The sequence below is a fragment of the Longispora urticae genome (genome assembly GCF_053902585.1).
The window spans coordinates 141,101-155,920 of sequence record NZ_JAQZSH010000042.1 but is presented as its reverse complement, the minus strand read 5'-3'; the positions used below and the strand labels follow the sequence as shown (position 1 = coordinate 155,920).

General features: G+C 72.7%; 9 protein-coding genes. 2 read left to right on the top strand and 7 right to left on the bottom strand.

What is annotated here, in order from left to right; translation table 11 throughout:
- Positions 1 to 153: 153 nt before the first annotated feature.
- From PT931_RS30350 to grpE, 7 genes are all read right to left on the bottom strand, one after another.
- The gene (locus PT931_RS30350) at positions 154 to 330 is read right to left on the bottom strand and encodes a hypothetical protein (RefSeq protein WP_456249141.1); all 177 of its coding nucleotides are present in this window, start codon (positions 328 to 330) and stop codon (positions 154 to 156) included.
- Positions 327 to 1,970 carry a TRAFAC clade GTPase domain-containing protein gene (locus PT931_RS30345; protein WP_456249140.1) on the bottom strand — a complete coding sequence of 548 codons (1,644 nt, stop codon included), beginning with the start codon at positions 1,968 to 1,970 and terminating at the stop codon, positions 327 to 329. The genes PT931_RS30350 and PT931_RS30345 overlap by 4 nt, the downstream gene beginning before the upstream one ends.
- A gap of 3 nt (positions 1,971 to 1,973) precedes the next feature.
- Entirely contained in the window at positions 1,974 to 4,388 is a 2,415-nt protein-coding gene (locus PT931_RS30340) for a GTPase-associated protein 1-related protein (protein ID WP_456249139.1), read from the bottom strand.
- Positions 4,388 to 5,581, bottom strand: a complete 1,194-nt coding sequence (locus PT931_RS30335; protein ID WP_456249138.1) for a hypothetical protein — start codon at positions 5,579 to 5,581, stop codon at positions 4,388 to 4,390. The genes PT931_RS30340 and PT931_RS30335 overlap by 1 nt, the downstream gene beginning before the upstream one ends.
- On the bottom strand, positions 5,578 to 8,253 hold the full coding sequence (locus tag PT931_RS30330) for a hypothetical protein (RefSeq protein ID WP_456249137.1): 2,676 nt from the start codon (positions 8,251 to 8,253) through the stop codon (positions 5,578 to 5,580). The genes PT931_RS30335 and PT931_RS30330 overlap by 4 nt, the downstream gene beginning before the upstream one ends.
- 3 nt (positions 8,254 to 8,256) lie before the next feature.
- On the bottom strand, positions 8,257 to 9,912 hold the full coding sequence (locus PT931_RS30325) for an Hsp70 family protein (RefSeq protein ID WP_456249136.1): 1,656 nt from the start codon (positions 9,910 to 9,912) through the stop codon (positions 8,257 to 8,259).
- 101 nt (positions 9,913 to 10,013) lie between these two features.
- Positions 10,014 to 10,631 (bottom strand): nucleotide exchange factor GrpE, encoded by a 618-nt coding sequence (grpE, locus tag PT931_RS30320; RefSeq protein WP_456249135.1) that lies wholly within the window; start codon positions 10,629 to 10,631, stop codon positions 10,014 to 10,016.
- Between the two features lie 327 nt (positions 10,632 to 10,958).
- Here grpE and PT931_RS30315 point away from each other — a divergent pair, with 327 nt between their 5' ends.
- Both PT931_RS30315 and PT931_RS30310 read left to right on the top strand, forming a co-directional pair.
- The gene (locus tag PT931_RS30315; protein WP_456249134.1) at positions 10,959 to 14,195 is read left to right on the top strand and encodes an HD domain-containing protein; all 3,237 of its coding nucleotides are present in this window, start codon (positions 10,959 to 10,961) and stop codon (positions 14,193 to 14,195) included.
- Positions 14,192 to 14,791 carry an SLATT domain-containing protein gene (locus tag PT931_RS30310; protein ID WP_456249133.1) on the top strand — a complete coding sequence of 200 codons (600 nt, stop codon included), beginning with the start codon at positions 14,192 to 14,194 and terminating at the stop codon, positions 14,789 to 14,791. Before PT931_RS30315 ends, PT931_RS30310 begins: the two co-directional genes overlap by 4 nt.
- Positions 14,792 to 14,820 lie beyond the last annotated feature (29 nt).

Sequence of the window (14,820 nt, the reverse complement as noted above, 5' to 3'; positions counted from 1 at the left end):
CTAGTCGAGGATTTGACGGTCGCCGAATCTGTGGAGGGATGGCGGTTCTTGCCGTTGGCTGGAGCCCGGGCACGGGCACGGACCCCTGCTCCACGGGGGAACAGGGGTCCGGAGACCGGCGTCCCCACGGCCGGGCCGCCGCCCCGGGGTCGGTCAGTTCAGGTCCGACGTCCCCGTCTCGACCTCGGACCACACCACGCGCCACCCGTCGAGCAGCGCGCCCGGGACGCCCGCGTGCACCGCCCACGCGACGAGCACGGCGCACGCCCCCAGCAGGACGGCCAGGAGCAGCCACCGGCTGCGGACGTGTCCGGGCGGCAGGGCGGTCACGGGGCGGCTCCGGTGGGGACCGGCTCGGCGGACAGCAGCCAGTCGAGCGGGGCGGTGGCGGCCACGTCCCCGTTCGGGTCGGCGGCCATCGAGGAGACGAGGAAGTAGCGGACCTCGGCGAAGTCGCGGCCGGCGGCGAGGAGGAGGTTGTCCAGGCCGGCGTCGTCGAGCCAGGACCGGATGGCGTCGGAGGCCGCGCTGGCGGCGCGCGACCGGCCCCGGGGGTCGGGCGCCGGAGCCCCCTCCCGCGACCGTTCCGGCGCGGGGTCCGGGCCCGGCGGCGTGGAATCCGGGAGCGCCAGGTCCGCACCGGCCGGCCCCGCCAGCAGCAGGTCCGCCTTGGACACCACGAACGCGAGCCGCTGCCGCCGCAGGTCCACCCCGTAGTCCCGCAGCCGGCGCACCGTGACCTGGTAGGACTCGTCGGGGTCGTACAGGGCCGCGCCGACGGGGACCCCGCCCGGGCCGGCCAGTCCGCGCAACCGGGCCCGGACCTCCGGGATCGAGAACGGGTCGAGGACGAACACCAGCCCCCGGGCGTGGTCGAGGTACGCGAGCTCCTCGTTCTGGGACCGCTCGGTGAACCGCTCCCCCGCCGCGTCGAACACGTGCAGCAACGCGGTCCGCCGGCCGCCCGCGACCCGGAGCGTCACGGCGGAGGGCAGCGCCTTCCCCGTCTGGGCCGTCGAGTCGCCGCCGCCGATCGTGGCCTCGTACTCCGCGAAGGCCCTGCCGCTCTCCGGGTCGGCCGGGGCGATCCGGATCCCGGGTCGCGCGCTGAGCCCGACGAGGCCGGCCATGATGAACCGGGTCTTGCCGGCCATCGGCGCGCCGAACACGGGGATCCGCACGTCGGTGGCCAGGGCCGCGTCGGAGTGCAGGGGCGATTCGCACCTCTGGCAGACCGTCTCCAGTGCGCGGCCCGCCCGGAGCACCGTGGTGGGCAGGGTCGCCCCGCAGCCGCAGTGCCGCCACAGGACGCCGAGCCGGCCGGGGCGCAGGTCGCGGTGCAGCCGGTCGCAGCCGGGGCAGCGGTACGCGGGCAGCCGGGTCACGTGGTAGCAGCCGGGGCGCGGGCAGCTGGCCGCCGCGTGGAACACCCGCTGCCAGAGCCGGTCCGCGGCGCGCAGGACGACGGCCGTGGCCAGGCCGCCGCCGACCGCGAGCACGGTGACCAGGGCGGTGAGGGCCGTCGCGAGCAGGACACCGGCGGTCGCGCCGGCCGTGACCGCGAACAGGAGGACGAGCAGCGGCAGGAGCAGCGGCCAGGCCCACAGGGTGTGCGCGCCGAACCGGCCGAAGCTGTGGTCGATGGCCCAGGCCCAGGCCCGGTACACGACGCGGGCGGTCCAGGCGGCGGACGCCCGGAGGTCGCGGTACACCTGGGCCGTGAAGTAGCCGGGCCAGGCCGGGTCGCCAGTCGACGCCGGGCCGACGACGGCCGGGGAGCCGGGGCGTGGCCCGTGGCCGAGGAGCACCCGGCCGGCGAGCGCGACGGCGAGCCCGGCCCCGAGGAGCAGCCCGGCGACCCCGAGCAGGTACGACCCGGGGAACGCGACCCAGACCAGCGCCAGGAGGCAGGCCCAGGCGTAGGCCACGAGGGCGAGTCCCCCGATGACGATCACGACGATGGCGGGCACGCGTCACCTCCTCCGGGGCAGGAACCGCTTGATGCCGCGGCTCCGGCGGGTCCCGGCGGCCCAGGTCGCCCAGTCGGCCGCGCGGTGCTGGTCGCCGAGGTCGGCCAGTTCCCCGGCGACGGCGGACACGGCGGACTCGTCGGCGCGGGCCAGCCAGTGCGCCAGCGCCTGGTCGAGGACGGTGGGCCGGCCGCCGCGCAGCAGGGCCGCCATCAGCACGTCCCCCGGGGAACCGTCGGCGGTGACCCGGGCGGCGAGTTCCTGGTAGTAGTGCGCGCGGACGCCGGTCGGCACGTCGAGCAGCAGGTGGGTGACCAGCGCCGGCCGGCCACAGTCGAGCATCGCGGCGACCAGTTCGCTCCCGTGCGCGGCGACGACGTCGACGGCCACGGACCGCAGCCGGCCGAGGATGTCGTCGGTGCGCAGTTCCGGGGCGGCCATCCCGTCGGTGACGCCGCGCAGGGTGGCCTCGTCGGCGAGGAGTCCGTCGAGGTCCTGGCCCGGTTCGGGGACCAGGGACCGGTCGACGAGCGCGTGGCCGAGGACGATGGCGGCCCGCAGTCCGGCGGGGGTGACCCGGGCCGCGCGGATGTGCCGGTCGACGGCGGACGGACCGATCCGGGTACCGACGGGGGCCCGGTCGCGGACGAGTTCCAGTTCGGCGGCGGTGGGCGTGACCCGCCGCCACAGGGCCGCGCACGCCGCCCCCGCCGCGTCCCGGTCGCCCCGGGCCTTGTCCAGGTCGAAACCGAGCAGTTCCAGCCGGTACCGCTCGGAGCCGCCCGCCATCGCCGCGCCCATCACGGCCCGGTCCAGCGGGCTCGCGGGATCCACGACCCGGCCGATCAGCCGCCGCCACCACCGGTCGCCCAGGGCGTCGGCGCGGTCCGGGGCGCGGTCGAGGACGGCGAGCAGCCGGTCGCACAGCAGGTCGGTGAGGTGCGCGCCGTCGGGCCACCGCCCCGGGTCGTACACGTCGCCGGCCTGGTCCCAGTGGGTCACGAACCGGGCCACGTCGGCGGGTACCCGGTCGATCGGCGCGGGTAGTCCGAACCGGCTCGCGACCCGGAGCACCGCGTCGAACGCGGGGCCGTGGGCTCCGGCGAGGGCACGGGCGAGGACGTCGGCGGCGCGGCCGTCGTCGCGGGGGGTCCACTCGTGGCGGGCCAGCGGGGCCAGCGGGTCCGCGTCCCCGGACGCGGGCGGCGGGGCAGCGCCGGGTCCCGGGGAGCCATCGGCCAGCGAACCGCTGCCGGCGCCCGGCCGCCCGGCGGGCCCGTCGGACACCGTGGCCGCCGCCTCCCGCGCCTCGGCCTCCAGCAGCGCGATCCGCACATCCGCCGCCCGCCCCGGGAACCGCCCGTCCCGGGTGACCCGGTCCAGATCCCGGAGCACGGCGACGGCCCACCCGGTCACATCGGCGGCGACGGTGTCCACGACCGCCGCCCCGTACGCCTCCACCAGCGCGGGCGCGCCGTCCGTCAGCCACCGCACCACGGCCGGCAGGTGCTCCCCGGCGGGACGCGCCCCGAGCACCGCCGCCGCCCCCAGCGCCAGCGCCGCCCCGTCCGCGAGCCCCGACCCGGCGGCGATCTCCACCGCGTCGGTCACGTCGTACGGGTCCCCGGCCGCGAACAGCCCCGCCCAGTCCAGGGCGACCGGGTCGACGGGCCCGTCGGCCCACGCGTCGCGGACCAGGTCGAACACGAGGTAGTCGTCGGCGGGCACCGGGCCGGCGTCGGGGTGCACGGCGAGGACGGGCTGTTCGGCGTACGCCGGGTTGGTGGTGAACACCTTGAACCCGATCCCGAGGGCGACCCGTTGGGGCAGCAGCAGGGTGCCGGCGGCGAGCCAGGTGAGCACCGGGCCGGGCCGGTCGGCGACGAACAGCACCCGGCGCGCGCCCGGCGTACCGAGCGCGCGCAGGGCCGCGAGCAGGGTGCCGAGCCGGCGTACCCCGTCGGACTGGCTCTGGACGAAGTCCCGCACCGTCTCGGCGTCCAGCGGCCCCGGCCCGGCTTCGACGACGGGGCTGGCGGTGCCGTCCATCGGCGAGGTGCGCCAGAACGGGGCGCCGAACAGCTGCGCGGGGCGGACCGGCCCGTAGTCGGCGGGGTCGCGGGTGACGATCGCGTGGGTGAGCTGGTTGCCCTCGCGGGTGCCGTTGGCCTCGCGGCCCAGGTAGACGCCGCTGGCGGTGGCCAGGATGCCGTCGGAGACGTGCGCGAGGGAGGTCGGGTAGTCGGCGACGGGACGGCGTTCGCGCATCCAGGCGGGCGGGGGCTCGTAGAGCAGGGCGCGTTGGACGAGGGCCATCGCCTCGGAGTCCGCGCCGGGCGACTTCGCCTGGAACTGGAGCCCGGCGGTGCCGCGCAGCCCCTGACCTGGCCGGCAGTCGGTGTAGACGAGGGTGTCCATCACTTCCTCCCGACCGGGACGACCCCGAACCCGCCGAGCAGCCAGACCAGCGGCTCGTCGACCCGGTGCGGCCGGACCCCGCCCGGGTCGACGACGCCGGCCTCGTAGTCGGGGGGCGCGCCGAGGGCCGAGACCCCGAAGTACCGGAAGTTGTCGTAGTTGAGGCGCAGGTGCGCGTCGACGTTGTCCGCGCCGAGTTCGTCGAGCAGGGCGCGGATCCGTTCGTGGGTGTCCTGGCCGGCGGGCTCGTCGTAGTAGGGCACGGGCGGCGGGGTGGCCAGCAGCGGGTGGTCGGGGCCGAGCAGGTCGAACAGCCCGTCGATCTTCGCGAACGCCACGGACACCGGGATCGGGATCCGTTTGCGGGGCTTGACGCCGTGGCTGACCCGCAGCGCGTCGGTCACCCGGCCGACGACGTCGAGGGTGGCCTCCTCCGAGGTCATCGCGGCCCGCGGCAGGCCGAGGCGTTGGCGGGCCTGGGGCAGCATGAACGGGTCGAGCAGCAGGATCAGCGCGTCGGCGGCCCCGAGGTAGGCCAGCTCCACGGCGTTGCTCTGGGTGGTCAGGTCCTCGCCGGCCGTGTCGTAGAAGGACAGATAGGACGTTCGCAGACTGGTACGGCCGAGCCGGCGGTGTTCCTGCCGCCACTCGAACACGAGGGGCTCGCGCCGGCCCGCCTGGGCCTGGGCGGTCTGGGCGAACAGCCGGCGGTCGTCGTACACGGCGTCGACGTTCTGTTGCAGCCACACCAGCGGGGAGGCCGCGTCGCCCTGCCGGTCGCCCGACAGCCGCACGTCGGCCCCGAACCGGCGGCGCAGGCCGGCCCGCAGCTCGTGGGCGAGCACGGTCAGGTACACGGTTTTGCCGGTGCCCTTCGCGCCGACCATAGCGATCAGCGGGCTGCGCGAGCCGGCGAAGTTGGGCGACAGCGGGGTGTGGCAGCACGGACAGACCCGGATCCCCGACTCGCCCCCGCACGCGGGGCACGGGGCCTTCGCGGGGGCCGGCCCGACGGGCAGCGACGGGCCGTACGCCGGCCGGGTGCGGCCCTGGAACCCGGTCTCGGCCTGTCGGGCTGTGTCCACATCGGAGGCACAGCCCTGCCGGCCGGGGACCCCGCGACCCGTGCACTGGTACCAGAGGCGGTGCGAGGCGATCCGGTGGTAGCAGTACGGGCAGGCGGTGCGGCTCATCGAGTCACCTTGAGTTCTGCGAGCGGCGGGTCGACGGCCAGGACGTCGGCGGGCCGGGTGACGAAGCACCGCAGCCAGTACGGGGCCCGGGCCGACGCCGGCAGCTCGAACGCGAACTCCGCCGTCCCGCCCGGGGCCAGCTCGCCGGTCCAGTGCGCCAGCGGCATGCCCTGCTCGGGGGTCGACGGCAGCACGATGCCCGGGGCGAGCACGACGACGAGTTCCAGCCCTGCGCAGGCCCGGTCCGCGCGGACCGTGACGATCCGCTCCCGGGACAGCCTGTGCCGCAGGCCGGGCCGGCGCGCGATCGTGTACGACAGTCGGGCCGGTAGTCCGGACACGGCCACGGCGACCGGCAGGGACACCGCCTGCCCGTGCGGCCCGACCGCGATGCCCCGCACCTCGGCGGTGCCGCCCCCGGCCCCGACGGGCAGCACGCACCCGTCCGCGTACTGCGCCCGGCTGACCTGCCGGGTCGTCGTACCCTCCGGGGTCGTCCAGGTGACCTCGGCGAGCCCGACGTCCTCCGGCCACTCCCAGGACACCACCACCCTGTCCCCGGACCGGCGGGCGCTCAGGCCCCGGACCGGCGTGCTCAGGCCCACCGCCACCGGCCGGCCGACGACCGCGCCCGTGCCGCCCACCGCGAACGGCACGTAGAAGTGGTGGCCGTTGGGCGCCTCGGTGTCCAGGACCGATCGGCCCCCGTCGTGCCGGCGGTGGCCGGTGACCGGCTGCCCGTACCCCCGCATGGTGGTGATCTCGACGGTCTCGCCGACCGGCCAGCCGGGGGCGGCCCCGGACCGCCGGAGCACCACCTCCCCGTCGCCGGACCACGACAGCCGGAGCACGACCCGGCCGGCGACCGTCACGGGAACGGCGTCCAGGTCCGCCACGGCGGTCGCCGCGCCCCGGGGCACCGCGGACTCCACCACGGTCGGGGCGGGGCGTTCGGTGCCGTCGGCGGCCCGGTACACGGCGGTGAGGCCGTAGAAGTGTTCCACGCCCTCGGTGACGTCCGGGTCCACGAAGGACGAGCCGGTGACCGGGACGGGGGTGCCGTCCGCGGGCCCGGCGGGCGGGCGGCCGACGGTGCGGGTGACCGCGATCCGGACCGCGCCGGGATGCGCCTGCCAGGAGCCGACCACGTGGTCGGCGTGCGCGAGGAGCCGCACGTCCACGACCGGGGGCAGCAGCTCCAGCTCCGCGGAGCCGGCCGGCCGGGACCAGGCGCGGTCGGGCGCGGCCACGAACACCGCGTAACGGAACCGGCGGGCCACCGGCGGCACGTCCTCGGCGCGGGCGGCGGCCGTGTCCGCGACCACCACCCCGTCGCGTTCGTGCTCCGGCGGCCGGCCCTCGGCGCGCAGCACCCGGTACCGCAGGTCCGTGGACCCCGACAGCGGCGCGCGCCAGGCGAGCCGGACGACACCGCCGGCCGGGATCGCGGTGACGTCGAGCGCGGCGGCGACCGGCAGCCGGCGGAGCTGGAGCGCCAGGGCACTGTCGGCCGCGTCGATGGCGGCCGCCTCGCGGAGCAGCCGTTCGGCCTCGCCCTCCCTGCCGGCCGTCGCCGCCGCCGCGGCCTCGTGCAGCAGGGCGACCAGCCGGTCGGTGGCGGCCCGGACCTGGGCGGTGACCGCCTCGTGGTCCGGGTCGGTGGTCGCCAGCGCGGCGAGCGCGGACCGGGCGGCGGCGAGTTCACCGGCGGCCAGGAGTTCGCGGACCCGGTCGGCGGGGCGGGCCGGCGCGCCCCGGCCCGGGGGCAGGCTGGCCACGAGCAGGCCGGCGTCGTCCTTGGTGAGGCCCAGGCCGGCGGCCTCGGTGACCAGCAGCGCCTCCGGCATGCCCTCGTCGCGCATCGACCGGACGACCTCGACCACGTGGTACAGCGCGAGGGTCCGCAGGTCCAGGCCCCGGTCCACTGCGGTGCGCAGGATCGCCAGCGCCGCCTTGGCCGCCCGGACCGCCGGGGAGTCGGCGGTGCGCTCGGAGTCCTGGGCCCGCCGCCGCAGGGTCGCCTCGTCCAGCCGCAGACTCGGCTGGCCGGGCACCTCGAACCGGCGGACCAGCGCGAACGGCCTGGTCAGCCCCGGGTGCAGCAGGTGCACCACGGTCCGGGCGTGCGCGGTGCGCAGCTGTTCGCGCAGGTCGGCCCATGCCGTGCGGTCCAGGCCGGGCTCCGCCGGCAGGTCCACCCCGTCGACCACGGTCAGGCCCGCGTCGACGGCGGCCCGGCGCACCCGGTCGACGCCCAGCTCGGCGCGGGTGCCGGCGATCATGTCGAGCTGGGTGCGGGTGATCCGGCCGGAGCCGCCGTACGAGGCGCGCATGTCGGTCACCAGCTGGTCGTGCTGCGGCTTGAGCCGGCCCTCGTAGTCGCGGGCCTGCTCGCGCCACCACGCCGGGTCGGTCATCCGCGCGCCGGCCGTCCGCTTCAGCTCCTCGTCGGCGCTGATCATCTGCTGGCAGACCCGGCCCAGGCTGGTCTGCCCGTTGGCCTGCTTGCGGTTCCACAGGGCCCGGACGGCGCGCAGGTGCTTCTCCAGCTGCGCGGAGTCCATGCCGGGCTCCACCGCGTACCGGGTGACCAGGTCGCCGGGGAGCGCCCCGAGCAGCTTGCGCAGCGGCCGGAGCACCTCCCTCTCGTAGCCGACCGGATCGAACGGCACGGGTCAGCCCCGGACCGAGATCGCCGCGACCGTCCGCTTGGCCTGGTCGACCTCCTCCTCGCTGAGCACGCTGACCCGGACCTCGATGGTCAGGTCCTTGCCGGAGCTCGGCTCGACGGCGGTGACCGTGAGCAGGCCCTCGTCGTCCACGGTCATCGCGATGTCCAGCGGCGAGCCGACCGGCATCGGCGGCAGGCCCGAGATCAGGCCGGAGCCGTGGTCGACCGGCTTGTTGGCGGCCAGGTCGCGGCTCTCCTCGGAGCCGGCCTGCTCGTACAGCTCGACCAGGACCTCGGTCTGGTTCGGCACGATGGTGGACGAGTCCAGCCGGGCGGTCCGGGGCAGCGCCTCGTCGGCGTGCACCATGTGGTTGATGTAGGAGGCGCCCTCGATGTCGTCCTCCCAGCGCGGCACCCCGGTGTCCACGAGCTTCACGCCGAACGCCTTGGGCAGCACGTTCGTGATCCGCTTCGCCGCGACGGACGCGATGGCCTCCGCCGACAGGCCGGTGCGCCGGGCCAGGTCCGCGATCCGCTCCTCGCGCTGGGCGGGGGTCTGGGCTCCCTTCGTGGTGTCCCACTCCCACACCGAGCGGTTCAGCGCGAACCGGGCCGCGCCCTTGGCCACCGCCAGGTCCGGGTCGTGCAGCCGGGGCTCCCAGCCGAACTCGGCGCGCAGCCGCTCGGCGACGGCCGGCATCTTCGTCGAGCCGCCGACCAGCAGCACCTCGTCCACCGTGACGCCGGGGGCCTTCTCCGCGAGCTTCACGAGCGTCCTCTTCGTGTACTCGATGGTCCGGTCCAGCAGGTCCCGGGTCTGCTCCTCGAAGATCTCCCGGGTCAGCTCGACGGTCACCGGCACCCCGCCGGCCCGCAGCGGGATCGGCGCGGACCTCGACTGCGACAGCCGCTTCTTGGCGTTCTCGGCGGTGTTGACCAGCTCCTGCATGAACTGGTCGTCCTCCGCCAGGTCCTCGTCCACCCCGGCCCGGGCGGTGAACTCGCCCAGCAGGTACCGGACCAGGCGGGCGTCCCAGTCCGCGCCGCCGAGCTGCTGGTCGCCGTCCGTGCAGAGCACCTCGATCGCGTCGGAGGTGATCCGGATGACCGTGGTGTCGAAGGTGCCGCCGCCCAGGTCGTAGACGAGCACGGTGCGCTCGGCACCCGTCGCCACCTCGTACTGGAGCGCGGCGGCCACCGGCTCGGGGACGATGCCGATCACGTCCAGCCCCGCGATCTCGCCGGCCTTGCGGGTCGCGTCGCGCTCCAGCATGCCGAAGTACGCCGGGACGGTGATGACCACCTTGCGGACCTCGCGGCCGGTGTGCGCGCGGGCGTCCTGGACCAGCTGCTTGAGGATCAGCGCCGAGATCGACTCCGGGGTGTGCTCGACGTCGTCGATGATCCAGTGCCGCTCCTGGCCCATCGAGCGCTTGACCAGGGAGACCACCCGGTCCGGGTACACCCGGGCGTACTCCTTCGCGGTGCGGCCGACCACGACGTCGCTACCGCTCTCGAAGTACACGACGGAGGGGGTGGTCTCCTCGCTCTCCATCAGGCTGCGCACCATGGTCGGGCGCGCCGTCTCGTCGACGTAGGCGATGGCGGAGTACGTGGTGCCGAGGTCGATGCCGCAGTACACGTCGGTCTCGTCGGTCATGGTCCTTCTCCTTGCCGGTCAGGGGCTCGTCTGGGCCGGTCGGCGGCGGTCGGGGTCCGGTCGGGCTACGCCCGCGGGTCGGGTTACGCCCACGGGTCGGGCTACGCCTGCGGGGTCGGTTCCGGCTCGGCCGGCGGGGTCCAGCGGGCGACCCGCACGGCGGCCGGCGCGACGACCCGGTCGGACACCGCGTCGTGGTACCCGTCGCCGAGCACCTCCGCGACCAGCCCGTCCCCCTCGGGCCCCGCGGCCGGCACGGTCCCGACGGCCCGGTGCCGGTACGGGTCGTACGGGTCCCCCGGCGCCACCGTCAGCACCCGCACCCCGCACCGCTCCAGGGTCTGCTCGACGCTCACCACATAGGAGGCCAGCAGCGCGGCGGTCTGCTCCCGGGTGATCTCCCCGGGCAGGGCGCCGGCCTGGCGGAGCAGGTCGTCGCGGAGCCGGTGCAGGTCGGTGACCAGGGGGCGGAGCAGCAGTTGGCGCTCGCCGACCCGGAGCCGCTGGTTCTCCTCGTGCAGGCGGTCGATGGTGCGCTCCCGGGCGGCGGCGACGTCACCGAGGGCGGCCTCGATCCGGCCCAGGCGGAGGTCGAGCGGGTCCGGGGCGGCGACCGGCTCGGCGACCCGGCCGTCGGAAGCCGGCCGCACGGTCGCGGACTCCGGGGCCCGCCCCTCGTCGGAGACCGGCTCCACTGCGGACTCGTTCAACTCAGGCACGCTCTCTCCAGGGGTCGTGGTCCGGTCGATCACGGAAAGCGGTCGGAGACAGCTAACTTACCCAAGGATCGACCCGTTCGGCACGCCCGGGAGGAATCCCCCCGAAAGCCGAGCGCCGTCCATCCATGGCGGACCGGAGCCGAACGATGCGGCCTGCGAAAACGCCAGGGGCCAGCCCTTTTCACTCACGAAGACCCGGGTCCGTCCACGGCGGACCGGAGCGTGCCGGACCCGCCCCCCTGGCGCCGACCTGTGATCCGCTCCGGTCACCGGGGCCGGTCAGATACATGACTGGGCGGAACCGGGGAGGTGACTACAGTCCGTAGGGTGAAACTGCGGGACATCGTGGCCAGGAGTTCGACGGAGAACCAGGCCAATGTGGAGTACCTGATCGAGCACGCGGCGGGGCTGCTCAAACTGGTGGTGCAGACGTTCCCCACCTACACCCTGCACGACCGCCAGCACTCCGAGAACGTACTCACCCTGATGGAGAAACTCCTCGGCCCGCAGCTCGACCGGGTGTCCCCGCTGGAAGCCGCGCTCCTGATCCTGTCGGCGTACATGCACGACTTGGGCATGGTCTACACGGCTGACGAACTGGCGGGCATCGCCGACGAGGACGAGTTCCAGGACTTCCTCACGGCGCACCCGGCGGCCTACGTCGAGTTCCGCGAAAAGGGCGTCACCCCCAACCTCCGCGAGTGGTACTGCCGATGGCGCCACGCCGACCGGATCCGCGAACACCTCGACCTGATCCCGGACGAGAAGCTGCGCTGGCACGGCTTCAGCCTGCGCGACCCGTTGATCGTGCTCTGCCGCAGCCACAACCAGGACGCGGCGGCGCTACGCTCCGGCGAGTTCGAGGACGTTCCAATCAACGACCGTTGCGACCTGCGGTTCTGTGCGGTGCTGCTGCGACTCGCGGACATCCTGGACTTCGATGCCACCCGCACACCGCGCGGCATCTACCAGCACCTCGGACTGGCCTCTCGAGACACGCCGGCGCGAACCGTGAGCGACGACGAGTGGCGGAAGCACCTGTCCTCAGGCGGGTTCTCATTCCCCGAGCCTCGCACCCCCAACTACCTGCTCGGCTTCACCGCACGGCCGACCAGCCCGGCCATCGAACACGCGGTCCGCGCCTTCCTTGATGTGATCGAGGAAGAGATCAAGCAGTGCCGGGCTCTGCTGACGTTCTGTCCCGACTGGCAGGATCTCGGACTGCCCGCCGGGATCGAACGCACCAAGATCCGGGGCGAGGGCTATGTCTACGGCGAATTCCGGTTCGACCTGGACCGGCAGAACGTGCTCGAACTGTTCATGGGCAAGAACCTCTACCAGAACCCCTACGCGTTCCTCCGCGAGCTGTTACAGAACGGCATCGACGCCGTCCGGCTACGCACCGAACTCGGCCTGCCCGGCGAGGAACCGGCCGTGGACGTCACCTACTGGGAGGACGAGGCGGGCTACCTGTGGATCCGCTTCGACGACTCGGGCATCGGCATGGACGAGGACTCCGTGCGGCGGTTCTTCCTCAAGGTCGGCCGGTCCTACTACCGCTCGCCGGAGTTCCGGGCGGAACTGCTGCGCGCTGACCGTACCGGCCTGGATTTCACGCCAATCAGCAGATTCGGGATCGGGGTGCTGTCGTGCTTCCTCGCCGGGGACACCGTCGAGATGACCACCCGCCGAGTGCTGGGTGACGGAACCCTCGCCGAGCCGGTCCGGTTGTCGATCGGACGGAGCGAGGAGTTTTTCGTCCTCCAGAAGGGCGACATGAAGCCGGCGAAGATGCCATCCAAGAAAGGACCTGAACACGGGTACCGGAGGAAGCCTGGCACGAGCATCGCCGTCCGAGTGGACCCCGGACGCGTTGAAGTTCAGCCCATTGACATCGCAGCGGAGATCGACAGTCTCCTACTGGCCTCGCCTGTGATGGTCCGGGTCAACGCGACGATTCTTCGTGGATCGTCGGTAGATCCCATAGCGGTCCCCTGGCTCGGCGAACCCCAGATGCCCTGGACAGCCATCGCTGATTCTCCGGATGAAAGGTCCCTGTGCTACCTCGGCCCCATCGAGATCCTTGTCCTCCCCTTGGACCTCACCAGCGCGAGCGCAGCCCCTCAGCTGCAGGGGCAACTTGTGGCGGTCGTGCCCCGAGTGCCAGTGGAGCGCGGTTCGTCAGACTGGAGTGATCTTTTGCTCGGCTGGCCGTCCGACCTGATCAACGAAATCGATCCGGCCGTGCGGGCGATTCTGGGACGATGCGTCGTTGACTACTCCTGCGCAGTTTCCCTGTCTCTGCATTGGCAGGTAGAACAGGAAAGCGAGGAAAGACGTCTCCGCATATCGGTCGCCCGACGGTTGGACCCAGAAATGGTCCGGGCGGCGATCGAATTGGTCGACGAGAAGTGCAGCCAAGACGACCGCGATGTCGTCGTCACTTGGCTGTCCACCAAGGAGACTAGCGAACCAAAAATTCAGCGAACCCCGTGGCAGCGGTACTGGCTCTTTACGCTCCGCGAGCGCCTGTTGAACACAGACGACGAATGGCGTTTGTACGTCGGATCCCATACTGTCAAAGATGAATTCACTAAGCTCTTCTCATGGGGCGAACTCACGGCTTGGTCGCACAACGGGATCATCATTCCCACCCCAGAAACGTCTTCGGGACCACGCTCGGCCATGAGTCATAACAACAGGTCACCATGGATTCTGCTCGGCGCCATCCGGTTCAGCGACCAACTGCGTCCAGACCTCGACGTTGCTCGGGATCAGATCCTAGGCACCCCTTTCACCGTGCGATCGGCTGTCCAACTCGCGGTGCGTCGAGCGGTCGGCCGCTGGGAGTCTGTGCTCGGAGCCGCAGTCGTCCATTCCCTTGGCTCGCGGGAGGTGTTCGCCTCGTGGGGCGAGCCTGGAACGCTGAAAGATATTCTGGAAGATCCACTTGTAGTCGATCGGGCTTGGCACGCCGAGCCGGTGCTGTTGACTTCCTTCGGGCCGGCTTGCGTGGACGAAGTGCGGCATCACTTCCAGATCCACAACGACGTGGAGCTCAGGCTCACAGAAATACGCAACTCCAGCTATGAGGCATCCGGTGAATCACTTCCTCCGATCTTCAACGGCGTGCATGACTTGCTCAACCGCGCGTTGATCCAAACGGAGTTCGAGGTCGAGGCGCTCAAGCCGCTAGCGGGAGACCCCAATCCTCGTCTGCGTGTCACCTCCGCCACCCCGCCTCCCGTGCGACCGGAATTGCTCCACTATCCGCCGCTGTTTTTTGTGCCTTATGCCGGGCCGGTGGAGCTATTGAACAGGCCGGACCATCCGACGAATCTATGCAATCCCCTAGCAACCTGGCTGATCGACTCGACAGTGTGGTTGATCGAGACTCTTCCTGCGATCTTTCAACAACTGCTGTCGCTCCTGATCGCAGAGAGTCCTCCCGAGGAGATCAACGCAGTTCTCGACCGGGTCGCGCGTATCCACCCCGACCTGGAACCACCTCCGAACGCCTACGTCAGGGAATTCAAGAAGAACGGTGAGAGGTGGACCCGGTGAACAAGGATCTCGGGCTCAGTGATTTTCCCGTGCTGACCTGGGAGGACGGGAGCTCGCGGGCCAACCTCGACCTCCTCTACTCCTGGGGCGAACGCACCGCCCTCGACGCCATCGGCTGGTACATGCACCGCAAGCCGAGGAAGGCCCGCACCTCCCGCATCCTTCGCGCCTCCGCCATCACACTCGCCACGATGGGCGGCGCGATCCCGGTCACCGCCCTCGCCGCGAACCGCCCCGACCTCGCCAACTGGGGCTTCGTCGCCCTGGCGCTGGCGGCGGGCTGCATGGGCTTCGACCGCTTCTTCGGGTACTCGGCCGCGTGGGTCCGGCACCTCACCGCCGCCACCAGCCTCCGGGGCCTCCTGGCCGACTACCAGCTCAGCTGGGCCGAGGAGATGGTCGGTCTCGCCGGTCGCGAGCCCGGCCACGAGGACACGGTTCGCCTGATCGGGGTGGTCCGGGGCTTCGTCGCCGGGGTGAACGACACGATGCGGGCCGAGACCGAGAACTGGCTGACGGAGTTCCACAGCCGGCTCTCCGAGCTGGAGACCCGCGTCGAACAGGCGCAAAACCGGACACCGCACGCGCATACCTGATCTACATACGGAACCTGCTTGGTCTTGTC